The sequence below is a fragment of the Tepidibacter aestuarii genome (assembly GCF_934924865.1).
GTDB classification, from domain to species: Bacteria; Bacillota; Clostridia; order Peptostreptococcales; family Peptostreptococcaceae; genus Tepidibacter_A; species Tepidibacter_A aestuarii.
In genome coordinates, this window is record NZ_OW235315.1 from 1433899 (window position 1) to 1457588 (window position 23690).

The following is a 23690-nucleotide window of genomic DNA, read 5'->3' on the forward strand; positions in this document are numbered from 1 at the left end:
AGAATTTTAGTGAACAATCAATAAATGAGAGAATAAAAAGTATGAATATTCCATAATATAGTTAAAAGACAGAAAGGGGTGTTAAACATGACGGTATATTCAATAGGACTAATAGCATTATGTTTAATATTAAGATTTTATATAAGTAAGGATAAATACAATGACAAAGAAAAAGAAAGTAAGTTTTAATAAGATAGATAAGGTAGTAATGAAGCTACCTTATACTTTATTTCTAGCAATATATTCAATTTATTATTTAGATATAGATAAATTAAAAAAGTACGTAGATTATTCTGAAGAAACTATAAAAAGAATAGTTATATTATTTGCATATATGTTAAGTAATTACATATCTACTAAAGATATAAAGAATCATAAAGATATTAAAATGATATATTTATTTAATTTTATAGTATTTTTGATTATATTAGTGATCTCATAAATTACAAGAGCATAAAAGGGTTCTTTTTTATATTCAAAGATAAATATAAATATGTTTTCATAATGCACTCTTTTCAGGGTGTCTTTTTTATGTAACGTGTTAGAGTCTGCAGAATATGGGGCGTTGTGATATGCCCATCCTAATTATAAGCATTAGATGAATAGTAATTTAAAGATGTTTAATAATAAATAGCTTGGAGAACTTAGAGTAATTAAAAATTGAGGTAAAGAATTATTTGGTACAACTGATATAGATAAAAATGAAGAAGTGGGAGCTAGATTAGTATCATATGGAAATACAATACAGTTTCATATAACTGATATAGGTTATCAAGATCCATATTTAATATATTTTTACGGAGAACTAGAGGATGGATCACCTATACAGTTAGTTCAACATGTTAATCAAATTAGCTTTGTGTTAATTTCAATGAAAAGAAAAAATCCAGAACAGCCTAAAAAGCTAATTGGCTTTATAGGTAAATAAAAAATAATTAATTATCCAGAGCCATAGGCTCTTTTTTATTGCAAGAAAACAATTCAAACACCAATTAGACTGATGTTTATATTAGAAATACACTTTTAATATATTCATTAAACTTCACATGATGCACTTTATTAAGTAGTTTTTTAAAATTATAATTGTTCTCTAAATATAATTTCAAAGTTAATGAATTAATATCTTAAACAAGTCAATAATCCTATATTATGATGATTATAGGAGGTATTTTTATGGGAGAAAGAAATATAGCAACAGATTATATAATGTTTAATGGAATATCTAAAATGATAGAGCATATTAATAATATAGATGGAGAACAGTTAAATCAATTAGAGAGTTTAGAAAATTATTATACAAAAAACTATGGACATCGAGGAGAGTGCTTATTAAGAAAACTAAGCATGATAAGGAATGATCTATATTAAGTAGAACTAGAGTTACTACTTTATTATTTTAATTATTTTCTTCTGAAATATTTTCAATCTCATTATTACCTAAAATACATCCTTTTTTTAATTGGATATGTTTGATTAATAATAGATAGAATTTTAAAAAATACATGTGTAAATAAAAATACACTATTCACAATGTGAGTAGTGTATTTTTGATGTTGATATAAAGATTCTCTGCACAGAAAATATTTATATCATAAAGCACATAATTAGACGCGAAACCTCGAAAGCCTTTAAATTATTTTTAGATTTCACAAAGAATTAACAAAAGCATATTAATTTTAAAATTAAACTAAGTTTTCTACATTAATCTTATAATAATCGATACTTACTCTATAAGTTTCGTTTTCTCAACTACTGTAAGTACTTTTTCCAGTTTCTAAAATTGTAGCAGTTTTTTTGCAGAGATATTTTTTTCTATCTTTTAAATTTTGAAGATAGTCGGTTATCAAAAATTTAAGTATCAATTGGAAAATATATAATCTAAATCTAAAGACTCATAGATTGATTTCAAGCTTTTTTTAGATTAAACTTGTGCTCTATTGAGTCAAAATAGAAATTAAGACTCCCACCAAAACTGATCTGAACTGGTGGAAGTAGAGAGAAAGAAATCATGAAGTTTATGGGGGCGTGTAACTTCTTCTAAGATTAAGGTTTTAAGGAATTACCTTATCTAAATCATTGACAAAAATTTAAAATATATAAACAAGAGTAGGTGAAAAAAATGAGTTTAAATAAGGTTTTAAAGCGATATGGCAAAATTAGAAATCAATAAAAAATGCAGGGTTAATTACCCTGCAAAAGTTAGATATACACCGACACCAGAAATAAAGCAACCTATAGCCATGTAGAATACAGACGCTATTTTATCTCCAACTATTTTTCTCATAACTTTAGCTTTCCTGTTTTCCCAAAAAAAAGCAGGTTTTTTAACAGTAGCTATAATTGTGTATAAACCAATTAATATAAATAGCACAGACATTTTTGGATACCTCCTTATATTTTAACAACATTAGCAATTTTAACATTTACATACATATTATTACAATGGTTCCTAAGAACTAAGAAGTAAGTAGATGTTAAGTATATGAATATTTAGAATGCTATTTTGTGTTTATAAAAACACAGGATTGAAATCAGATTCTCGCTCACTCAAAAAATAAAATGATAGAATAGCATAGAGGTGAGAAAATGGAAAATAAGATAATTAGTAAAATTAAGAAATTATTTGCTTTAAGTGAAAGTTCGAATGAGAATGAAGCGAAAGTAGCACTAATTAAAGCGCAAGAGCTTTTGGCAAAGCATAAGCTTTCAATTAAAGAAATTAAGGAATATCAAGATACAAAAACAAATGTAATAGAGAATAAGACGAATGTAAGTTTTACTAAAGCAAAATGGAAAGGCAGATTAGCTTACGTTATAGCAGAAAACTTTGGATGCTATAGTTACTTTAAAACAAGGAGAAATAATACAGTTGCTTTTATGGGAAAAGATGAAGATGTAACAGTATGTACTATTGTTTTAGAGTATGCTATTGATTGCATAAATAATACTGTTAAAAAATTAAAGTATCAATATTATAAAAAATATAATACAACTAAAGGATTAGAAAATGATTATGCTCTAGGATTCATAGCAGGATTAGAAAATGCATTTGAAAAGCAAAAAATATCTAATCAACAATGGAATCTAGTATTAGTTAAAGACCCAGCTGTAATTGATAGATATAACGATATGAAATTTAAGGGAAGCGTGAATACAAGTACAAAATTTAAAGGATTTAACCAAGTTTATGAACAAGGTGTTGAGGATGGAGAAAAATTCAGTGTAACTGATAAAATTGCAGAGGTAGAAGAAAAAATACTTATAGGTTTATAGTAACTCCTATTGCATTATTTATGCTCAATTTATCCTATTTAATGCACGAAAATATTAAGGATTTAGGGGAATGGACGGCTGCAATATGGAGATATTATTCTTTTCCTTTTGAGGTGATTATACCTATTGTTATATGGATTTTCATTGAAATAAAAAACAAGCGAATAAAAACGTAATTATATTAAATAGTAATTTAAATAGAAAGAGGTGAGAGGTTGATACAAGCACAGAAATATAAGTATATATACTTTTATAACAACGAGATAATATAAGTAAAAAGCAGCATGAGTCCGATTGAATATTGAAATCATGTTGCTTAGGGGTTTGTTTTTACTGTCTACTTGACAGGGATATTTTTATGGTAGCTACCTCTTTTTTTATGCAATAAATTTCATTTTTATATAGAAATATCATCTTCAACTTTAATAATCATGACATTATTATTAATGTATATATTTATAATTTCTATCTTGTACTTTTTTCTTAATTCTTCAGCTAATTTATCTTCTAACTCTCTTATAGTTTTACATCCGTACTTAATTAAAGTTTCTTTCAAATTGTATTTTTTATAAAATAGTATTTTTCCCATTTTAAACCCTCCTTATAAATGTAAAAATAAATATAAAAATAAATATATGAACTATCAATATAAAATAGAACACATTTTAATTTCCAATAGATTTTGCATTTAAAATATTTTGACTTAATATCTTTTGGGCTTCTTTGCTTCCTATTATCAATTCAATTAAAACAATCCAGTATTAAATTGTAAAATAAAAAAGCATAGAATGATCTATACTTAGTTATCTTAATGAACTAATAATTCTAATTGCTCATATTCATTTATAAGTTTACGATCTACTTCCCTTACTTTTTAAGATTATCATCTATAGCATTTCCCAAAACTTAAACATATTTATTAGCCCTTGTTTCACATTCTGAACCTTCACTAATTAACAAAATTTCAAAAGTTAAAACAGTATGTTTATAATTTTTATTTTATATTGGATATATCCAAAAAAATGATCCAAAAATTAACACAACTACACTGATTATTCCTACTTTTTTTTATCACATCTACATTATATTATATAGATATGTAATGTGTGATTCCTTTATATTCTATTGTTGTTTCATTTACAGTTACATTAATATCAAACTAACATAAATCAGATTGAGACAAGCACTTTAATAAGCTTTCTTTGTTTATACAACTTTAATCATTTGCTTAAGTTTAAAATAAATATTATTAAATTTTGAATAGGTTTATGAGAAAAAATTGTAGCTTTCAGTAAGTATAAAATGAGTATACAATTGAAAGGTAGTGATACGAAATATAAATAGTAGGTATTTTAAAATTCTGAATAAAAACTATTAAAAAGTATGAAAAAAATGTTGACTCATGGAGAAAAACCTAGTAATATATATACTTGTGAGTAGCTAAATAAGACCTATTAGATTAGTCGGTAGAGCCCCTAATTCTTAATCAGGGTGTTCTGAGTTTTAGTATAGGATGGGTCAACAAATGTGGAGGGGTGTCCGAGTGGCTTAAGGAGCTGGTCTTGAAAACCAGTGACTCCGAAAGGGGCCGTGGGTTCAAATCCCACCTCCTCCGCCAATAATTGGGCTCATAGCTCAGCTGGGAGAGCACCTGCCTTACAAGCAGGGGGTCACAGGTTCGAGCCCTGTTGAGCCCACCAATTATGACCTGGTAGTTGAGTTGATTAGAATGCCAGCCTGTCACGCTGGAGGTAGAGGGTTCGATTCTTATCACCAGTTCGAAATAATCTTGGCCCCTTGGTCAAGCGGTTAAGACACCGCCCTTTCACGGCGGTAACAGGGGTTCGATTCCCCTAGGGGTCACCAATGCCAAGGATACATTAAATAAAACCTCAAGAATTATATTCTTGAGGTTTTTGTTTTTAAAATCAATACTGATGAAGTTCGTGTAAAATTTCTTTACTGGTTTAGATTTGTGTTCTATTATATAGATTATCATTTATGTTGTTCATCTCAATTTCTTTTTAGTAAAGAAAACATAATTGAATCTTGATAGTTATCTCTAAAATAAGCATATCAACTGACGTATTTTTGTTGCTATATAATATAATATTTTCTTGTGAAATTTCAAAAATTTCTCTATTTCTAAAAATACATTCTATTATTTTATTATTGTGCTATATTATATACTTAAGCAAGATTAAGATTTAAAATTATATAACGGTCTAATAACATCTATAATATTTATAGTGTCTTTTGTGTTTTCTACTATTTCTTCGATAGGCTTATAGGCCATAGGTGCTTCATCTATAGTAGATTCTCTAACCGATGTAGTCCACACATCTTTCATAGACTCTTTGTATTCATTTATATTGAGCAATTGTTTAGCTTTACTTCGGCTCATTAATCTTCCAGCTCCATGAGGTGCAGATTCGTTCCAATCTTCATTTCCTTTTCCTGTTGCAATAATAGACCCATCTCTCATATTTATAGGAATAATTACTTTTTCATTTTTTTTAGCTGAAATGGCTCCTTTTCTAAGAATCATATTTTCTAAGTCAATGTAATTATGAATAGTTTGGAACTTGCTTAATTTTTCATATTGTAAATTTAAACATTCTTCTATAATTCTTTTTGCCATTAGTTCTCGGTTTAGATTAGCATATTGTTGTACAATTTTCATGTCATGTAAATAATCATTCATTAATTTTCCTTTTAAATAACATAGATCTTTAGGAATTTCACTTTCTTTGATATATTCTTTTTGTAATTGTTTTAAAGCATTTTGAATTTCTTTACGTTTACCTTGTTTTTTATAATTATTAATTAATTTAGATTTTTCATCTTCATATTTCTCATTTAATCCATTGTGATAATCATATGCTTTGTTTTGATAATATGTTGCCACTTGTTTTCCTAAATTTCTACTTCCACTATGAACCACTAGATATTTTACATCGTTTTTATCAACATTAAGCTCTATAAAATGATTTCCAGATCCAAGGCTTCCTAAAGCTCTGTTAAATTCTTTTGCTGATTTTGGCAGATCTCTAAAGCAAATTAGATTAGATATACTATTTTTAAAATCTGTTTGTGCATGTTGATTAATAGCATATCCAAAAGGGATGTTTGTTCTAATAAATTCATCTAGTTTAGAAAACTCTAAATGAATATTTCCCAACTCTACACAGATCATGCCACAACCAATATCTACACCAACAAGATTTGGAACAATTTTATCTTGTATAGTCATTGTCGTTCCTATTGTACATCCTTTTCCTGCATGAGTATCTGGCATTATTCTTACTCTACTACCATCTATAAATTCTTGATTTAGCAAGTCAGTTATTTGATTAATGGTTTCTTGTTCAATAGTATCTATAAAAATCTTTGCAGTATTGTATTTCCCTTTGATTTCTATCATGAACTTTCATTCCTTTCAACAAATAAAATTTTTTATATACCGATAAGATTATTTTAATATATATTTATGAATTGTTATATAGATATCACGTATTATTCTATTGAGTGAATTTTTTATTACAAGGTTATATTGGTTATTAACTGTAAAAAAAATACAATTGAATAAAGTGTTTAGAAATATAGATATATGAATATAATTAAAGAATTAAAAAGGGTTTAACAAAAGGAAAATATTTTAGGAATAAGTAATTTCTATATTTCCAGGGGAAAAATAAAGATAACAACAACTATCATGGAAAAGTTAAATCAAAAAATGGAATAGTAGTTGATCATATTGAAGTATTAGATGTGCAATGTAAAAATAAGAACAGACTATAATTAGGAATATTTAGAAAATTAAGAAAAAATAAATATTTCTCAGGAAATAATAGAGAATAGAAACTTTAATATACTATATCTTGGGAAAATATTTTCGCGAGATATAATATATTTTGTGCAACTTAGAAAGAAACTATATATAAGAATTGGAAGGATAAACATATTAGAAAAGAAGATCCTGGAAATTTAGAATAAGATAGATAGAATAGATAAGAAATTAGATGTTCTTATGAGGATGAAAGAAGAATAATTAAGTTGAATAGGTAGTCTACAATGGTGGTGGATTAATTACCACAGTTCTTAGCGAGCAATGGCAATATAATATCGTAGAAAAATGAGTTAATCTAACATAATTAGCTATTGAAAAGGTTGTAAGGTTGTTATATTCTGTCTATTAAAATAAAAGAATTGTCTAATTTAATCTTAGTAAAAAAGAAAAATATATCTTTATGTAGAAATATGCATTGAGAAGGGATGAAATTAAATAATTTAGGCTCTAATGAACTGACTCAAAAAAATTATACAAAATAGCTCTTGAGGACTGAAGACTATATTGAACAGAGATCATTCCTTTTAACTCTAATCATTTTCTAAATATAATTTAAAGTTAAATGAATTAATAATTTGAGCAAGTCAATACTTATATATACAACAAATATAGGAGGTACTTTTATGAAAAATATAAATAAAGAAGTAGATTTTTCAATATTTAGTGGAGTTTCTAACCTAATAAATAATATTGATACTTTAGATGAGGATGAACTAGAGTATTTAGAACAAATGGTAGATCATTATATAAAAAACCATGAAACACAAGGGGAGTGTTTGTTGGAAACTTTGAGTATGATAAAAGAAAATAGACATAATTATAAAAATATAAATTGTATAGAACCTAGTAATAATCAAAAAAATTAAAGTGGTAAAAATAACAACATATGAAATAGAATAATTCAGCTAAAACTACATAAAATTATAGTAGCTAATTTAAACTCGATATTTTATTTTACATTAAAAAAGTAACTCTTAAGTGAGTTGCTTTTTTGATTTTTTGAACTAAAAGCAATTGAGTTGTTTTTATACATAAATATTATATGAAAAAATAATAGTATTAATGTTTTATGCTATAATAAATAAAATGTTATGTAGAAGTATTTAAAAATAAGGGGGAAGGTTTATGAAAGCTAATATTAATAATAATGAAAATAATATTAAAGTAATAGAAAGAATGAATAATGAAAATGTGTCTATTGAAATTTTAGAATTTGAAGAATTAAGAGGTGGAAGTAATGTATCAAGTTCAATAATGCTATCTTTTATGAAAGATTCAAATATTAAACTTAGACAAGTGAAAATAACATTAAATAATACTCAAATTAGATTAGAAGCAGGAGCTTTAAGTTACTTAAAAGGTAATATAGAAATGAATAATAAAATTGGAGGAATTATGGGGCTTGGTAAAAAGTTCTTAAAAGGAAGTGTTACAGGAGAAACAACATTTAAGCCAAAATATTCAGGAACAGGAGAAATTTATTTAGAGCCTAGTTTCGGTCATTATGTGATTATAGAGCTTGAAAATGAAGAGGTTATTGTTGATGATGGAGTATTTTATGCTTGTGAAGATAGTGTAGAAGTTGGAGCAGCTATGCAAAAAAATGTATCATCAGCAGTGCTTGGTCAAGAGGGACTTTTTCAAACTAAACTTTGTGGAAGCGGATTTGTAGTTCTTGAAGTCCCTGTGCCTAAAGAGGAAATAATAGAGCATGAATTAAATAATGAAACACTAAAAGTAGATGGAAACTTTGCTATACTCAGAACTGGAAATATTAATTTTACAGTTGAAACATCTTCTAAATCATTAATAGGTTCTGCAACCAGTGGAGAAGGATTATTGAATGTATTTAGAGGAACAGGAAAAGTATGGCTTATACCAACAAAGCATGTTTATAGTAATTTAACTAATTTTGGGCTTTATGGAATGACTAATCCTGGAGGGAAATCAAATACTAAAGCATAGTCTTTTAAACACTATCTGTTTTTTATTGGATATCTTTTATGCAAATTAAGTATAATAAGTTGAACTTTAAATCAAAAAAGGTGATTGATTAAATCACCTTTTTTCAAGTTATCTCAATGTATGTAATTACTTTAAACTTTGCTTTTATTAAAATACTCCCAATTCTTTTTCTTTTGATGTCTTTTCTATTTCTACACATTGAATTGAATCTATGTCTATATATATCTTCTTTTTATTACCATTATCAGATATAACAATACATTCTTCTTCGAATGTAATAACGTCTTCATTATCAGCTGTTATATCTTTCCCAGTATAAAAGTTAATAATTTTAAAAGTTTCTTGTAATACTTTTTCTAATTGTTCTTTTTTCATAAATTTTCCTCCTTTATATAAATAAAAAATATATTTAAAGTTGCCTTTTAATTATTGTTTGCTGAAATAGATTTTGTTTCTAGTTGGATATTTTTATAGTCCTTGATAGTAGATCTTATGTAATTCTTTTGTTCAATGGATAGATAATTAGAATTGTATTTAAGCTGATTTTCTAGTTTATCAATTGAAAAGTCTAAAGAGTTTATAAGTATTTGGAGTTTATCAGTATACATAAAAACCTCCATGGCTCAATTATATATTTTGATTATGGCCATTAATTTAAATGTTATGCTTATTGTTGAAAAGTTTTTGAGGGAAAAGGGATTTATTCTTATCAAGGAATTTGAAGATACAGTTATTAAAATAGCTTGTATAAATAGAGATTAGAGGAATTAATAATATGTTTAATGATACAGAGAAATGTGGCCTGTATGTAGGTTATACAGAAGCTATATGTCTTAGAAATATAATAGGTATTCTACTTTTATAGCTTATTGTAAATAGAGTCATTGGAGATATAGTGTATTATGAAAATGAAATGATACATAAAAAAATAGTTTATACATTTTAGAAAATATAATAAAATAGAACAGTAAAAAAACTATAGAATGTATAAGGTGAATAATTAATGAACAACAAAGAAAATAATGTAAAAGAATTTTATCTGGATTTTTTGAATGGACATAGTTATATAATGGTAGATACAAAAAGAAATATAGTATATGAAAAGCCTTCTGGTGTATGGGAAAAAGATGATTTTAAGCTTTTTCATAAATTGTATGAAGAAAGAGTTATACCTTTATTAAAAGGAGAACCTTTTGCTATATGTAATGATGCTATTTATTATAAAATTTCTTTAATAGAAGAAGAAATAAAAAAACATAATGAATGGCTTGCACAAAATAATTTAGCAAAAGTAGTTTTAATAGTAGGTGGGCATGTAGAAAAAAGAGATCACCTAGAAGAAGCTAAAAATAATTTAAAACCTAAAATGGTTAATACTTTACAAGAAGCAAAAGCATGGTTAAAAGAACAAGGATTTTAAAAAATATAGGGCTTTTAAAAATATATGATTGGAGTTTGATTTGAAAAAGGCACATCTATTGAAAGGTAGAGTCACAAAGCTATGGGTCTAAGGGATTAACAATCCTATGATTGCCAGGTTGCCAGAATATATTTTTACTCATATAAACTATAGTAAGTTTTAATATAGTAGCCTTTAGTTAATACAATTGAAACGAGATATCCTTCAAAAAAAGGTAAATTATGAAGAATACGAAACAATGAAATCTCATCCTATAATCGGAAAAGGTACTATTAAATCAAATGTTCTTTTTTCTAAAATAAGTTATTGTGTTCATTATACTCATGAACATATAGATGGTAAGGTCTACTTTGGGATAAAAGATAAAGGCATTCCAATAGAATCTAAGCTTATAATCTACACTTGCAAATATATCTAAATATAGCATGGAAATGTACTTTATATAGCATGGAAATGTACTTTTTCAAAATCCGTACTGTTACTTGTAGATATTATTTAATATAAAAAGAATGAACTGGGAATGCTAAACAATGAGGTGTTGAATTTGGAATTAAATTTTAAGAGGAATTTAGGCAATACAGATAGAGGTATAAGAATAACTATAGGGATAATAACAATAATGTTAGTATATGGTAATATATTAAATGGGTGGTGGGGTATACTTGCTATAATAATAGCTTTATCTCAGTTTATTGAAGGTTTTTTAGGGTATTGAATTATATATGATTTGATGGGGTGGTCAACCCTAAAATAGATAAAGAGCCATAATGAGATGTACCCCAAATGCTAGACAAAAGTCTAATATTTGGAGGTGCACTTCACTATGGCTCTTTTTAATACAAGAAAAGAAAAATAAGTAGTTTAAAAATCAACTCATTCTTTTTTTATATTTTAGTAACATTTGAAGCCTGAAGCCCTTTATCTCCTTGTACTATATCTAGTGAAACATCTTGTCCTTCTTCTAAATCTTTTCTAGATCCTTTTTCTTTCACAGCAGATATATGAACAAATACATCTTCTCCTTCGTCTAAAGTAATAAACCCATATCCTTTTTCTGGATTAAACCATTTTACTACACCATTTCTCATTGCAATTCCTCCATTTAGTGAAAATTATTAAAACATATAGAATTCTATTCACTTATTAATTTCTATTGATTTTTAATTTTAAAATCATATTTATTTTTTGTATTTTGGAAAATTATATACTACCTGATTTGAAAAAGATAATTTGAAATTTAATTTTGTAACATATTAATAAATGATTTTGACTATATTTTTAAAGATATATATTTAATCTGATTGGTTATTATAAAAAAAATAGTATTATTTTTTTTCGTGATTATTTCAGCTCTAATATTCTTTATTAATAAACACATCAACAGGTGAAACATGTGTTGATAAATCTTGTTACTGAAATTTTTCAATAAATGGAGTTTTTTTATAAAAGAGCCTGATTTTTATTTTTATTCAATAAACGGTCAATCTAGTTAATATAAATCAACTGAATTTTATGAAATAATAAGTGCAAGGGATATATATAATAAGGGGGATGATCATAATGAAAACATTAAAAAGTGTAAAAGAAAAAGATATTGAACTGTATAGAATTGTTGAAGAAGAATTTGCACGTCAAGAAGTAGGAATTGAAATGATAGCATCAGAGAGCTATGCACCAACACCAATTTTAGAGCTTCAAGGAAGTATATTAACAAATAAAACTACAGAAGGTGTGCCTGGAAAAAGATATCATGCTGGATGCGGAGTAATTGACAAGATGGAGGTTTTAGGAAATGAAAGAGCGAAAACTTTATTTAAAGCAGAACATGCAAATATCCAACCTCACTCTGGCTCAAATGCAAATATGTGCGTCTATCAATCTATACTTAAACCTGGAGATACTGTATTAGGAATGAGCTTAGATACTGGTGGTCATTTAACCCATGGGCATAAAGCAAATTTTTCAGGTAGATTTTTTAATTTTATTCCATATGGGTTAAATAGAGAGACAGAGTTAATTGATTATGATGAAATAGAAAGATTAGCAAATGAGCATAAGCCAAAGCTTATTGTAGCAGGAGCAAGTGCTTACTCAAGAGAAATAGATTACGAAAAAATATATAATATAGCTAAATCTGTAGATGCATATTTTATGGTGGATATGGCACATATAGGTGGATTAGTTGCAGCAGAAGTACTTCCAAGTCCAGTGCCACATGCTGATTTTGTTACAAGTACTACAACAAAAACACTTGCTGGAGCTAGAGGTGGATTTGTGCTTTGCAAAGAAAAGTTTGCCAATAAGTTAGATAAAGCTACATTCCCAGGAGCACAAGGATCAGCTCATCTTCATATAATGGCAGCAAAAACGTATAATTTTAAACATGCCATGACAGAAGAATTTAGGGAGTATGCAAGACAAGTAGTAAAAAATGCACAAAAACTAGCTGAGGTTCTACAAGAGAAAGGATTTAGAATCGTATCAGGAGGAACAGATAATCATTTAATGTTAGTAGATCTTCGTCCTAAAGATTTAACAGGAGTTCAATTAGAAAAAGCACTTGAATATGTAGGAATAACTGTAAATAAAAATATGATTCCATTTGACCCTGAAACTTCAGTAACGACTAGTGGAATAAGAATAGGGACTACTGCAATGACTATAAAAGGGATGAAGGAAACTAACATGGAGGAAATAGGAAATATAATTGCAGAAGTAGCGGAAAATATTGAAGATTACAAGGTGTTAGATAAAATTAAAATTAGGGTTTGTGATTTAGGAGCTAAATTCCCATTATATCCTGGATATTTTGAATCATTTTAAAAGATAAATTTATTATTAACAATAAAAAACAAGTATAAAAAAGACTATACTAATTAATTAGTATAGTTTTTTTATACTTGAGGAAATTATATGATTTTCAAATTGTGGATAACATTGATGGAAGAACTACACTTGCAATTATTTTAAGCAACAGAGTCGTTAGACTTGTTGGCGTCATGAACTCATGTGAATTTTGAGAACGGAGCCTGTAGGGATCGTTGGCGGAATGAGTCAGTGCGTAGCAACTAGACGAATTTTTTAATATTTAAAATAATATTTTAATTCAAGTGTTAAGTATTATAAAATATAGATGAAATGCTGTATAATGTTGATATATGACTAAAAAATTTGGAAGGAAACAAAACTTATATGAAAAGACAAATAAGAAATACATTAAAAAAATGCATGCTTATTATAATAATATTGATCAGCTTTACATCTATTAGTAATACAGAAGAAATATTTGAAAAACCTAAAAAAATAAAAATAACAGCTATAAGTGAATGGAAGCCTTTTAGTTATTTAGATTCAGAAGGCAATCCTAAGGGGATATTAATTGATTTTTGGAAGGCATGGGGGAAGGCTAATAATGTTGAAGTAGAATTCAACGATTCAACATGCTGGGCAGAATCGTTAGAATTTATAAAAAATGGAGAGCAAAATATACATTTAGGATTATTCTATAAGGATGATAGATCAGAATATATGGACTTTGGAAGTCCTATTATAGATCTTATGACAGGAATATATGTACAAGAAGATGTAGAAGCTTTTAATATTAGTGATGTTAAAGACTTGGGAATTGGTGTTACAGAAAAAAATTATGCTAAAAATTATCTAGAAAAAAATTATCCTGATATAAATTTATTAATATATAAAGACCTTAATGAGGTAATGGAAGCTGTAGATAGAGGAGAAGTAAAGGCTGTTTGTGTGGACTATCATAATAATATTAGAAATATATCTTTTTACTATCCAGAGTTGAAAGATTTTGAACTTTTACAAACAATATATACACAGCCTCTAAGGGTTGGAGTTAAAAAAGGAGAAATGGAATTATTAACTTTTATAAATGATGGAATAAAAAATATATCTGTTGCTGAAATGGAAGGTGTAAAGTCTAAGTGGGAATATATAACTATATATCTTACTAAGGAAAAAGTGAAGAACTATATTTTAATAACAAGTATTGTTGTTATTATTTTTCTACTAATAAATACTCTCTTTTTAAAATGTAGAATTACACAAGGCGTTAAAAGACTTTCAGAAAGTGAAGAAAGTTATAAAAAGCTTGTAAAACTCTGTCCTGATGGAATATTTATTCAACAAAAAGGCAGAATCGTATTTATTAAAGAAGCTACAGTAAAAATACTTGGACAAGATAATTATAAAGATATAATGGATAAGAGTTTTGTAGAGTTTATCCAAGATGATTGTAAAAAAAATGTTCAAGACCTTACTGATAGAGTTGAAAAATTGAATATTACTACTCCGAGATTTGAAGAAAAGCTAGTTAAGGGTGATGGAGAAGTAATTGATGTTGAAATGGCAATGAATGTAATAACTTATAAAGGAAAGAGCGCAGTTTTAACAATTATAAGAGATATTTCTCAGAGGAAAGAAAGAGAAGAGGAAAAGCAAAATATTCTTATGGAAAAATTGAAATATGAGAGATTAAAAACAGAATTTTTTTCAAATATATCACATGAGCTCAGAACTCCATTAAATATTTTATTAGGAAGTATTCAGCTTATTGACAAGGTTCCTAATGATAATGTTTATCAACAAAGTGAATACTATAAAAAGTACTCGCCTATAATGAGGCAAAATTCATATAGATTACTTAGACTTATTAATAATCTAATAGATATGACTAAAATAGATGCTGGATTTTTAAAAATGAATTTTGAAAATCATAATATCGTTCAAGTTGTTGAAGATATAACTATGTCAGTAGTAGAATATATAAAGAGTAAAGATATAAATATAATATTTGATACAGATGTAGAAGAAAAAATTATTATTTGTGATGCTGATAAAATTGAAAGGGTAATTCTTAATTTACTTTCTAATTCTATTAAATTCACAAAAAAAGATGGAAGTATATTTGTAAATATATATGATAAAAATGATGTTGTCCGTATTTATGTAAGAGATACAGGAATAGGTATTCCAAAAGAGGAACAGGAAACAATATTTGAGAGATTCAGACAAGTACATCCTTTATTAAATAGGGAAAGAGAAGGTAGCGGAATAGGGCTTTCATTGGTAAAATCAATAGTAGAAGAGCATAAAGGAAAGATATATTTAAATAGTGAATATGGTAAAGGAAGTGAATTTATTATTGAAATACCTGCTAATGTAAAAATAAAACAGGAACCTATTTTAGCAGATAAAATTTCTAGTGATGAAGGTAAAGTAGAAAAAATTAATATAGAGTTTTCTGATATATATTCATAATTCTTTTATTGTTAAAAAATTAAATAAAAAGTATAAAGCAAAGATGTCTATAAACCATAGTCATCTTTTGTTTTTTTATTTACATTACTTGGCACAATTAGTTATTCATATCAGATTATTTTTTTGAATAACAAATATAGTTATAGACATAATAAAACAAAAGGTGTTTATATATAATAAATTACACTTAAAATATAAATTGAGTAAAGGAGAGAAAAACTATGAAACACAATAAAGATGACAGAAGAGATAATGTAGATAGGATTCAATATAATATTGATAAGACTATACAAAACTTTCGTATGGCTGAAGAAATGATTGAAAAAACAAGTGATGATAAAATGAAAAAAACATTAGAAGCAAAAAATGAAAGAAGAGAAGACGCTCTTACTGGGATGAGAAGAGAAATTAAAGAAGAAGCAATAGATAAACAGAACGGATATAAATAGAGTTCGTGCTAAGGCTTTACAAGAATAAAAAGTGTCACTAAAAAGTGATACTTTTTTTAGTTAAATAAAAAAGGAATATTACCTTTTACTGTGATTTCTCTGAAGTTGTACAAATATAATATTACCTGAGTACATAATAATTATTTAACATTAATCCATCAAATACTTATTATTTAAATAACTTTGATATTTTTCTTGATTTGTAACTTATGTTACAAAATAAACTAGACTAATATAGTAAACTTTACTTATAGAAACACAAAACAAGAAAACTACTTGAAATGTTTATATAAAAAATGAGAAATAATAAGGAGGAAATATAATGGGTATGTTTTGTTATCAATGTCAAGAGGCAGCAGGATGTAAAGGGTGTACAGTAAGAGGTGTGTGTGGTAAAACAGAAGATGTAGCTAAAGCTCAAGATTTATTAGTTTATGTAACTAAAGGATTAGCAATAGTAAGTAATGAAGGAAGAAAGGTTGGAGTTATTGATTCTAATGTAGATAAGTATATAACGGAAAACTTATTTACAACAATAACAAATGCTAACTTTGATAGAAATATGATTTTAGATAGAGTAAGGGAAACTTTAAGATTAAGAGAAGGATTAAAAGTTAAAGTTACTAAAGCTGGCGGTCAAGTAGGAGAAGTAAAAATTACTGGTGGATTCTTTAAGAAATTATTAGGAATGGCATCACAGGAAGTTATAATACCTGATGCTGCTGAATGGTCAGGTAGCACAAAAACTGATTTTGATAAAAAAGCAGAAAAAGTTGGAGTACTATCAACAGAAAATGAAGATATAAGAAGTTTAAGAGAGCTTATAGTTTATGGATTAAAAGGTTTATCAGCATATATGAAACATGCTATGAACTTACAATATAATAATGAAGAAATTCATGGATTTATGGCTAAGGCTTTAGCAGCAACACTTGATGACAGTTTAACAGCAGATGATTTAGTAGCACTTGCCATGGAAGCTGGAAAATATGGTGTTGATGGGATGGCATTACTTGACAAGGCAAATACAGGAACATACGGACATCCTGAAATAACAAAAGTTGATATTGGAGTTAGAAAAAATCCAGGTATACTAATTTCAGGCCATGATTTAAAAGATTTAGAATTACTATTGAAGCAAACAAAAGGAACAGGAGTAGATGTGTATACTCATAGTGAAATGCTTGCAGGACAGTATTATCCAGAATTCAAAAAATACTCTCATTTTGCAGGAAATTATGGAAATGCATGGTGGAAACAAGGAGAGGAATTTGATAAATTTAATGGACCAATACTAATGACTACAAACTGTGTAGTTCCTCCAAAAGACTCATATAAGAATAGATTATTTACAACAGGAGCTTCAGGTGTACCAGGATGTAAACATATAGAAGCAAATGAGAATGGAGAAAAAGATTTTTCACAAATAATCAAAATGGCTAAAAAATGCAAAGCCCCAACTGAAATAGAAAAAGGAGAAATAGTTGGTGGATTTGCTCATAATCAAGTGCTAGCTCTTGCTGATAAAGTTGTTGATGCTGTTAAAGCTGGTGCTATAAAGAGATTCTTTGTAATGGCTGGTTGTGATGGTAGAGCAAAATCAAGAAATTACTATACAGATTTTGCTAAGGCTATACCAAAAGATACAGTAATTTTAACTGCTGGTTGTGCAAAATATAAATACAACAAGCTTGATCTAGGTGATATAGGAGGAATACCAAGAGTATTAGATGCAGGACAATGTAATGATTCATATTCATTAGTAGTTATTGCTTTAAAACTTAAAGAGGTATTTGGACTTGATGATGTTAATGAATTACCGATATCTTATAATATTGCTTGGTATGAGCAAAAGGCAGTAATAGTATTATTATCATTACTACACTTAGGCGTTAAAAATATTCATTTAGGTCCAACATTACCAGCATTTTTATCACCAAATGTTGCTAACGTGCTAGTAGATAATTTTGGAATTGGTGGAATTACAAATGTAGAAGATGATATAAAAATGTTTATGAAAAATTAATTGTATAAAATATAAGTAAATTGAATTTGTAATAGAGCATCACTATATAACTTTAGCACAGCTACATGATTATCAAAATTTTAATAATCATGTAGCTGTGTTTTTTTATTCTAGATAACTACTTTTTAGAATATCAAACACTTTTAATTATATATCTGTAGTTCAATCTTATTTCTGTAATAATTGCTTATGTTTTTCTATAAATTCATTTAAAGCCATGTTTGTAACTTGTATAAGAGAAAGGTTTTGTTCTTTTGCAATTTCTTCAAGGCCTATTTTTATATCTTCATCTACTTTAAATCCAAGAGGTGTTGGACGAAGTTTTTTTAATTTTTCATCTATTTCTGATTTATATATAGTTTCGACTATGATTTTTTCGTTTGGGCCAGTTATATCTTCGTAAGTCCAACCATCAGGATTATATTTAGATTGCATATCCATAAAATTTCTTTTTTTAGCTCTTAAATCTCCTGTTATATTGTCCTCGATTATGAAATACATCATTTTTTTCTTTTCTTTATAATTTTTATGTTCTTGATTTTCAAATAATATATTCATTAAACCACCCCTTTAGTTAATATATTATCAATCATATCATAAAAATTGGAAAATAAATACATATTTACGTTAATTTTATAGAGTTTCTTAAATAAATATTTTTTGTTTAAGAATGGAATTGATGGTTACTTACAGACTTACCGGATTCTTTACAAGTATGTCGGAAAAAACAGATTCAAGTCTGTTAAGTTAATTTATTATCAAAAAATTGAATTAACAGCTAAAATATAGTGTTATTTCATTTTTGTTGAACATATAGATTGTTAATTCCTTTATATGGTAAAATATAACTGAATTTATTTTATATAAAAAATAAAAATATAGATTTAAGGTATTTAAAGATAAAAAAGGATGATGGGGGGAATTAGAGGTGGAAAAGGAGTTTTTACAAAAAGAGTTGGAAGTTTTATTTCAAGAAGCAGATAAAATAGATCAAAAGACATTAAAAATTTATAATAGAATGATAGGTAATCCCATTACAATAGAAGAATTTTTACAAAAAACAAAAGAAGGATTAGGAAAAAAAGGATCTCAATTTATTACTTGCATAAAGATGATAGAAAAACTAAGAAAAGAAGAATTCTTTCCTTTGATGATAGAACTTGCGAGTGCATCTATAAACTCTATTCAAGTACAAACTATCTTTAAATCTACTGGATGTATACCCAAAAATATAGAGAAGTTAAGAAGTTCTATGACTGTTATTGTAAATAAAATGGAAGAACAGAAAGATACTGAAGTTCTTTTTCATGGAGGATGCTTATTATATAGAATTGTAACGAAATGTCCTGAATTAGAAAACGAGTTGGAAAATCTTCGAGTTTATATAAGTGATAAAGAACTTCAAGATATTTTAATTAAATTTCAGAATATAGAACGATGGGAAACGATAAATCATAGGGGAAAATCTAAGCAAGGATACTTAAAGAATGAAAAAGACTTTCTGAATTTTGCAATGAAATTTATGAAAATTCGATGATTAAATAATAAAGCACCTGAAAAAATAACAGGTGCTCTTTGAATATTTGTATTAACTAATATTTTCCTACATAATCCCAACCTATAGGAATTCCTTTTTCTCCTGGCTTCCAGTTAGCTGGAGCCCCTAAGCCAGTTTTTAAATTGTATTGTAGACCTTGTATTATTCTTAGAATTTCATTTATATTCCTTCCAACAACTTGTGGATTAACTAGATAAGCCTGAATATTTCCATCAGGATCTATTATAAAAGCTCCTCTGTATGCGAATCCTTCTTTCCCGTTTAAAACTCCATACTTTCTAGAAACTTCTTGAGTTCTATCAGATAATAAAGGGTAGTTTATTTTTTGAGCAGAAGGAGATTCCTGCATAAAAATTTTATGAGAATAAATACTATCAGTGCTAATAGCGAGTACTTCAGTATTTAACTTTTCAAACTTATCATACGAGTCAGCAACTGCTGCAAGTTCAGTAGGTCAAACGAATGTGAAATCTGATCCATAAAAAAATACTACTACCCATTTACCTCTATAATCTGATAATGAAACGTCTTTAGGTTCTCCATCCACTATACCCTTTAAAGTGAATTCAGGTGCAGGATCACCTAAGTTAAAGCCTTTATCATAGTATAGAGTTTTTTTAGTACGCATATTAGATGTACGATTTTTTTTCATTGGTTTCATATATCTTTTTTGATTCATTAAATGAAAATATGGATTGTACATATACAATACCTCCTTGATATTAGTATATTTCGGTTATATTTCTTTGCTACAATGAAATATACTATTGATTTGAACATGTGAAAATAGTATGATGAAATGTATGAAAAAAGGATTCAAAGTAGTATATAGTCAAAATAAAAGTCTACTAATAAAAATTGTGGAGGTAATATATGAATATAGAAGAATTTTTAAATTTAAAAGTTGATATAAAAAAAAGAGAATCATTTGTATATAAAAATTGTTATCTATATGACTTAATAGAAAATTCTATTATGGATTCAGTTAATTTAGATATAAACAATTCTGTGTTTTCTAACATAGCTATAAGAGAGGCTGTCCATACATTTCCTGAATATAGAGAAGACGAGTATCCTGAATCAGATATTCTTGCAAAGTATGGAGTTGTAATAGAAGATAGATACGATTTAATACTATCATTTTGTTATTTAGATGATCAATATAAGTATATTAATATACTTAATGAATTGAGTGAGTTAAATGAAAGTGAAGCTATAACGATGCTTAATTATTATTTAGAGGAAACTTATAATAAATATCATACGGTTTTAGTGATTGATTAACAATTAGTATTATAGAAGATTACAATAAGCGACAGTGCACATCTACTTTAAAGCATTGTCGTTTAACACTATGCTTATAATTAATATAAAATCAATACTTACTTACATAATCCTACCAAAAAAAGACCACTATCCATTCTCTAAAACTCACATAATTAGAATTAAATTGAAATAATGATATAATCAAGTTGTGATTTCATAAGTGAAAATCCATGGCATACAAAATGGATATATTAAATATTTAAAATGGATGGAGTTGTAATTAGGTATATTGAATAAAAGCAATATATATGAAATAATATATTGAAGAATAAAAATATTAAAGGAGACATGTTTTATGAAAAAATATAATTATAATGAGCTGGTAGTTAAACTTAATAAATAAGGAGTTTAACTACAAATAATAATTCCTTATTTATTAAGTCAATTAGTATAAAAGACTAATAAATAAAGGAGAAATATAAATGAATAAAGATACATTTGAAAAATTACAACTAAACGAGTTAAAAGAAATAATAAAAACTTATTGTGCAACTTCACTTGGAAAAGACCTTGTAGATAAGTTATATCCTAGTGGAAATATTGATGTAGTAAAAAGAAGGTTAAATGAAAATGAAGAAGCTAGGAGTATAATACAATCTAGTAATCATATTCCTTTAGAAGGTTTATCTAATGTTAATTCAATTATAGATAAGATTGAAAAAGGAATGGTTATATACCCAGATGAACTGATACGCATGGAAGATTTTTGTAGAGGTTGTAAAAAAATAAAAAGTTTTATGATAGATAAAGAATTTTATTCACCAACACTAAGTTCATACGCCTCAAATATAACAGAGTGTGAAAATATAGAAAGTGAAATAAAATACTGCATAAAAGGAAATAAAGTAGACTCACAAGCTAGTAAGGAACTTAAAAAAATAAGAAGAAATATAGTATTAACAGAAAGTAAAATAAAAGAAAGATTAAACAAATTCTTAACATCATCAACAAATAAAAAGTATATTCAAGAATTTATAATAAGTAAAAGAGATGATAGGTATGTTATACCTGTAAAATCATCATATAAAAATGAGATTAGCGGAATAGTATTAGATACATCTTCAAAAGGAAATACAGTTTTTGTAGAACCAAATAGTGTATCTAAACTTAGTTTGGAACTTATTAGCTTAAAATCAGAAGAATCTGTAGAAGAATATAAAATATTATCTTATTTAACAGAACTAATATTTGGAAAAATAACACAAATAAAATTAAATATTGAGATAATAGCTGAATATGACATGGTATTTGCAAAAACTAAATACAGTCAAAATATAAATGGGGTTACACCCAAAATAAATGATATAGGTTATATAAAAATAATTAATGGAAAACATCCTCTTTTAAAAGGAGATGTTGTACCTCTTGATTTTGAAGTAGGGAAAAATTGTAGAAGCTTAATAATAACAGGACCTAATGCAGGAGGAAAAACTATTACATTAAAAACAGTAGGACTTTTGACATTAATGGTTCAGTGTGGTTTTGATATATGTGCAAGTGAAGATACTCATATGAGTGTCTTTGAAAATATATTTGTCGATATAGGTGATAATCAGAGCATAGAAAATGCCCTTAGTACATTCTCCTCACATATAAAAAATATTGCACAAATAATGGATTTGTCAAATAAATCTACTTTGATTTTATGTGATGAGATTGGAAGTGGAACAGAACCTAATGAAGGATCTGGCCTTGCTATTGCTATTCTTGAAGAATTCTATAAAACGGGATGTATAACAATAGCATCTACTCATTATGGTGAAATTAAAAAATTCGCATCACTTCATCCTGAATTTGAAAATGCAGGTATGATGTTTGATAAAAATACTCTAGAACCAATATATAGGCTTACTATAGGAACATCTGAAGATAGTAATGCACTTTTTATATCTAAGAAGATGGGAATAAAGGATAAAGTGTTAAAAAGAGCTAAAGAGTATATAAATGATAAAAACTATAATTTAGATATAGTCAAAAAAAGTAAGAAATCTTCTTCTAAAGAAACAGATACAAAAGATACATTAAGTGAAATATCTATTTATGATGTAGGGGATAGAGTTAAGCTATTAGATAAAGATGACTTTGGAATAATCTATAAAGAGGTTGATAAATTTAACAATGTACAAGTTTTATATGATGGAGAATTTATAGAAGTTAATGTTAAAAGAATAAGACCTAATTTAAAAGCTGAGCAATTATATCCAAAAGGATACGATATAGATAGTTTATTTACAAGTTATAAAGAACGAAAATTAGAGAAAGATATTAAAAGAGGATCTAAAAAAGCTTTAAAGATGATTTTTAAGAAATAGTTTAATACTAATATACCTTTGAATTGATTTTGAAGGCAAAGATTAAAGCTGTGGCATAAGTGCCATGGCTTTTTTTATAAAAACTCTTTCGCTAGATATTTTGCTAAAAATACTGTAGCGATAAATCTAAGAGGAATTACGCAAATTTCATTTTCTGATTCAGTAATGACAACACCATTTTCTACTTCTAAAACTAGTAGATTTAAAAAAATGCCTTCTCGCCCATTT

The 23690-nt window shown here is 26.9% G+C and carries 24 protein-coding genes, 3 tRNA genes and 1 riboswitch; of the genes, 19 read left to right on the top strand and 8 right to left on the bottom strand.

What is annotated here, in order from left to right:
* Positions 1-160: 160 nt before the first annotated feature.
* The 3 genes from M2214_RS07080 to M2214_RS07090 all read left to right on the top strand — a co-directional run bounded on the left by M2214_RS07080 (position 161) and on the right by M2214_RS07090 (position 1368).
* Positions 161-442, top strand: coding sequence for a hypothetical protein (locus M2214_RS07080; protein ID WP_248484172.1), 282 nt, complete (start codon positions 161-163; stop codon positions 440-442).
* A 249-nt stretch (positions 443-691) separates the two neighbouring features.
* A complete protein-coding gene (locus M2214_RS07085; RefSeq protein ID WP_256466725.1) occupies positions 692-928 on the top strand; it encodes a DUF6173 family protein in 237 nt (78 codons plus the stop codon).
* 245 nt (positions 929-1173) lie between these two features.
* Positions 1174-1368 (top strand): hypothetical protein, encoded by a 195-nt coding sequence (locus tag M2214_RS07090; protein ID WP_248484176.1) that lies wholly within the window; start codon positions 1174-1176, stop codon positions 1366-1368.
* Between the two features lie 817 nt (positions 1369-2185).
* On the opposite strand, the gene M2214_RS07095 is transcribed toward M2214_RS07090, so the two are convergent.
* Entirely contained in the window at positions 2186-2377 is a 192-nt protein-coding gene (locus M2214_RS07095) for a hypothetical protein (RefSeq protein WP_248484177.1), read from the bottom strand.
* 209 nt (positions 2378-2586) lie between these two features.
* On the opposite strand from M2214_RS07095, the gene M2214_RS07100 reads away from it, so the two are divergent.
* Positions 2587-3273, top strand: coding sequence for a DUF2786 domain-containing protein (locus M2214_RS07100; RefSeq protein ID WP_248484179.1), 687 nt, complete (start codon positions 2587-2589; stop codon positions 3271-3273).
* A gap of 397 nt (positions 3274-3670) precedes the next feature.
* Here the strand turns inward: M2214_RS07100 and M2214_RS07105 are convergent, their stop codons facing one another.
* Positions 3671-3862 carry a hypothetical protein gene (locus tag M2214_RS07105; protein ID WP_248484181.1) on the bottom strand — a complete coding sequence of 64 codons (192 nt, stop codon included), beginning with the start codon at positions 3860-3862 and terminating at the stop codon, positions 3671-3673.
* Positions 3863-4802: 940 nt separating this feature from the next.
* On the opposite strand from M2214_RS07105, the gene M2214_RS07110 reads away from it, so the two are divergent.
* From M2214_RS07110 to M2214_RS07120, 3 genes are all read left to right on the top strand, one after another.
* Positions 4803-4891 (top strand) — tRNA-Ser (locus M2214_RS07110).
* Between the two features lie 6 nt (positions 4892-4897).
* Positions 4898-4973, top strand: a tRNA-Val gene (locus tag M2214_RS07115).
* 91 nt (positions 4974-5064) lie between these two features.
* Positions 5065-5139, top strand: a tRNA-Glu gene (locus tag M2214_RS07120).
* Between the two features lie 334 nt (positions 5140-5473).
* Here the strand turns inward: M2214_RS07120 and M2214_RS07125 are convergent.
* A complete protein-coding gene (locus M2214_RS07125; RefSeq protein WP_248484183.1) occupies positions 5474-6697 on the bottom strand; it encodes an RtcB family protein in 1224 nt (407 codons plus the stop codon).
* 1049 nt (positions 6698-7746) lie between these two features.
* Between M2214_RS07125 and M2214_RS07130 the strand changes: the two genes are divergently transcribed.
* Both M2214_RS07130 and M2214_RS07135 read left to right on the top strand, forming a co-directional pair.
* On the top strand, positions 7747-7989 hold the full coding sequence (locus M2214_RS07130; RefSeq protein WP_248484184.1) for a hypothetical protein: 243 nt from the start codon (positions 7747-7749) through the stop codon (positions 7987-7989).
* A gap of 259 nt (positions 7990-8248) precedes the next feature.
* Positions 8249-9088 carry an AIM24 family protein gene (locus tag M2214_RS07135; RefSeq protein ID WP_248484186.1) on the top strand — a complete coding sequence of 280 codons (840 nt, stop codon included), beginning with the start codon at positions 8249-8251 and terminating at the stop codon, positions 9086-9088.
* 147 nt (positions 9089-9235) lie between these two features.
* Here M2214_RS07135 and M2214_RS07140 read toward each other — a convergent pair whose 3' ends face one another.
* Both M2214_RS07140 and M2214_RS07145 read right to left on the bottom strand, forming a co-directional pair.
* The gene (locus tag M2214_RS07140) at positions 9236-9463 is read right to left on the bottom strand and encodes a hypothetical protein (protein WP_248484188.1); all 228 of its coding nucleotides are present in this window, start codon (positions 9461-9463) and stop codon (positions 9236-9238) included.
* 47 nt (positions 9464-9510) lie between these two features.
* Positions 9511-9696, bottom strand: coding sequence for a hypothetical protein (locus M2214_RS07145; RefSeq protein ID WP_248484189.1), 186 nt, complete (start codon positions 9694-9696; stop codon positions 9511-9513).
* A 395-nt stretch (positions 9697-10091) separates the two neighbouring features.
* On the opposite strand from M2214_RS07145, the gene M2214_RS07150 reads away from it, so the two are divergent.
* The 3 genes from M2214_RS07150 (at position 10092) to M2214_RS07160 (ending at position 11223) form a co-directional block, all read left to right on the top strand.
* Positions 10092-10508 (top strand): hypothetical protein, encoded by a 417-nt coding sequence (locus M2214_RS07150; RefSeq protein ID WP_248484191.1) that lies wholly within the window; start codon positions 10092-10094, stop codon positions 10506-10508.
* Between the two features lie 38 nt (positions 10509-10546).
* Positions 10547-10634: riboswitch (cyclic di-GMP riboswitch) on the top strand.
* Between the two features lie 61 nt (positions 10635-10695).
* On the top strand, positions 10696-10926 hold the full coding sequence (locus tag M2214_RS07155; RefSeq protein WP_248484193.1) for an HD-GYP domain-containing protein: 231 nt from the start codon (positions 10696-10698) through the stop codon (positions 10924-10926).
* A gap of 126 nt (positions 10927-11052) precedes the next feature.
* The gene (locus M2214_RS07160; protein ID WP_248484195.1) at positions 11053-11223 is read left to right on the top strand and encodes a YgaP-like transmembrane domain; all 171 of its coding nucleotides are present in this window, start codon (positions 11053-11055) and stop codon (positions 11221-11223) included.
* 169 nt (positions 11224-11392) lie between these two features.
* Here the strand turns inward: M2214_RS07160 and M2214_RS07165 are convergent, their stop codons facing one another.
* Positions 11393-11596: a cold-shock protein gene (locus tag M2214_RS07165; protein WP_248484197.1), complete on the bottom strand. Its 204-nt coding sequence runs from the start codon at positions 11594-11596 to the stop codon at positions 11393-11395.
* A gap of 472 nt (positions 11597-12068) precedes the next feature.
* Between M2214_RS07165 and M2214_RS07170 the strand changes: the two genes are divergently transcribed.
* The 4 genes from M2214_RS07170 to hcp all read left to right on the top strand — a co-directional run bounded on the left by M2214_RS07170 (position 12069) and on the right by hcp (position 18266).
* On the top strand, positions 12069-13331 hold the full coding sequence (locus tag M2214_RS07170; protein WP_305879810.1) for a serine hydroxymethyltransferase: 1263 nt from the start codon (positions 12069-12071) through the stop codon (positions 13329-13331).
* 369 nt (positions 13332-13700) lie between these two features.
* The gene (locus M2214_RS07175; RefSeq protein ID WP_248484201.1) at positions 13701-15791 is read left to right on the top strand and encodes a sensor histidine kinase; all 2091 of its coding nucleotides are present in this window, start codon (positions 13701-13703) and stop codon (positions 15789-15791) included.
* 221 nt (positions 15792-16012) lie between these two features.
* Complete coding sequence (gene tlp, locus M2214_RS07180; protein ID WP_248484203.1) at positions 16013-16240, top strand: small acid-soluble spore protein Tlp; 228 nt, start codon at positions 16013-16015, stop codon at positions 16238-16240.
* Between the two features lie 322 nt (positions 16241-16562).
* Entirely contained in the window at positions 16563-18266 is a 1704-nt protein-coding gene (hcp, locus tag M2214_RS07185) for a hydroxylamine reductase (RefSeq protein ID WP_248484205.1), read from the top strand.
* A gap of 168 nt (positions 18267-18434) precedes the next feature.
* Here hcp and M2214_RS07190 read toward each other — a convergent pair whose 3' ends face one another.
* Positions 18435-18824 (bottom strand): hypothetical protein, encoded by a 390-nt coding sequence (locus M2214_RS07190; RefSeq protein WP_248484207.1) that lies wholly within the window; start codon positions 18822-18824, stop codon positions 18435-18437.
* A 370-nt stretch (positions 18825-19194) separates the two neighbouring features.
* Between M2214_RS07190 and M2214_RS07195 the strand changes: the two genes are divergently transcribed.
* Entirely contained in the window at positions 19195-19803 is a 609-nt protein-coding gene (locus M2214_RS07195) for a hypothetical protein (RefSeq protein ID WP_248484209.1), read from the top strand.
* 55 nt (positions 19804-19858) lie between these two features.
* On the opposite strand, the gene M2214_RS07200 is transcribed toward M2214_RS07195, so the two are convergent.
* Complete coding sequence (locus tag M2214_RS07200; RefSeq protein ID WP_248484797.1) at positions 19859-20452, bottom strand: peroxiredoxin; 594 nt, start codon at positions 20450-20452, stop codon at positions 19859-19861.
* A gap of 245 nt (positions 20453-20697) precedes the next feature.
* On the opposite strand from M2214_RS07200, the gene M2214_RS07205 reads away from it, so the two are divergent.
* Positions 20698-21108 carry a hypothetical protein gene (locus M2214_RS07205; protein ID WP_248484211.1) on the top strand — a complete coding sequence of 137 codons (411 nt, stop codon included), beginning with the start codon at positions 20698-20700 and terminating at the stop codon, positions 21106-21108.
* Positions 21109-21572: 464 nt separating this feature from the next.
* Complete coding sequence (locus M2214_RS07210; RefSeq protein WP_248484213.1) at positions 21573-23462, top strand: endonuclease MutS2; 1890 nt, start codon at positions 21573-21575, stop codon at positions 23460-23462.
* The last annotated feature ends 228 nt before the right edge of the window (positions 23463-23690 follow it).

What these genes read in the sequence shown, in the direction of transcription:
- M2214_RS07080 (WP_248484172.1), top strand. Translation starts at nt 161, where the DNA reads ATGACAAAGAAAAAGAAAGTAAGTTTTAATAAGATAGATAAGGTAGTA.
- M2214_RS07090 (WP_248484176.1), top strand. Translation starts at nt 1,174, where the DNA reads ATGGGAGAAAGAAATATAGCAACAGATTATATAATGTTTAATGGAATA.
- M2214_RS07095 (WP_248484177.1), bottom strand. Translation starts at nt 2,377, where the DNA reads ATGTCTGTGCTATTTATATTAATTGGTTTATACACAATTATAGCTACT.
- M2214_RS07100 (WP_248484179.1), top strand. Translation starts at nt 2,587, where the DNA reads ATGGAAAATAAGATAATTAGTAAAATTAAGAAATTATTTGCTTTAAGT.
- M2214_RS07105 (WP_248484181.1), bottom strand. Translation starts at nt 3,862, where the DNA reads ATGGGAAAAATACTATTTTATAAAAAATACAATTTGAAAGAAACTTTA.
- M2214_RS07125 (WP_248484183.1), bottom strand. Translation starts at nt 6,697, where the DNA reads ATGATAGAAATCAAAGGGAAATACAATACTGCAAAGATTTTTATAGAT.
- M2214_RS07130 (WP_248484184.1), top strand. Translation starts at nt 7,747, where the DNA reads ATGAAAAATATAAATAAAGAAGTAGATTTTTCAATATTTAGTGGAGTT.
- M2214_RS07135 (WP_248484186.1), top strand. Translation starts at nt 8,249, where the DNA reads ATGAAAGCTAATATTAATAATAATGAAAATAATATTAAAGTAATAGAA.
- M2214_RS07140 (WP_248484188.1), bottom strand. Translation starts at nt 9,463, where the DNA reads ATGAAAAAAGAACAATTAGAAAAAGTATTACAAGAAACTTTTAAAATT.
- M2214_RS07145 (WP_248484189.1), bottom strand. Translation starts at nt 9,696, where the DNA reads ATGTATACTGATAAACTCCAAATACTTATAAACTCTTTAGACTTTTCA.
- M2214_RS07150 (WP_248484191.1), top strand. Translation starts at nt 10,092, where the DNA reads ATGAACAACAAAGAAAATAATGTAAAAGAATTTTATCTGGATTTTTTG.
- M2214_RS07165 (WP_248484197.1), bottom strand. Translation starts at nt 11,596, where the DNA reads ATGAGAAATGGTGTAGTAAAATGGTTTAATCCAGAAAAAGGATATGGG.
- M2214_RS07170 (WP_305879810.1), top strand. Translation starts at nt 12,069, where the DNA reads ATGAAAACATTAAAAAGTGTAAAAGAAAAAGATATTGAACTGTATAGA.
- M2214_RS07175 (WP_248484201.1), top strand. Translation starts at nt 13,701, where the DNA reads ATGAAAAGACAAATAAGAAATACATTAAAAAAATGCATGCTTATTATA.
- tlp (WP_248484203.1), top strand. Translation starts at nt 16,013, where the DNA reads ATGAAACACAATAAAGATGACAGAAGAGATAATGTAGATAGGATTCAA.
- hcp (WP_248484205.1), top strand. Translation starts at nt 16,563, where the DNA reads ATGGGTATGTTTTGTTATCAATGTCAAGAGGCAGCAGGATGTAAAGGG.
- M2214_RS07190 (WP_248484207.1), bottom strand. Translation starts at nt 18,824, where the DNA reads ATGAATATATTATTTGAAAATCAAGAACATAAAAATTATAAAGAAAAG.
- M2214_RS07205 (WP_248484211.1), top strand. Translation starts at nt 20,698, where the DNA reads ATGAATATAGAAGAATTTTTAAATTTAAAAGTTGATATAAAAAAAAGA.
- M2214_RS07210 (WP_248484213.1), top strand. Translation starts at nt 21,573, where the DNA reads ATGAATAAAGATACATTTGAAAAATTACAACTAAACGAGTTAAAAGAA.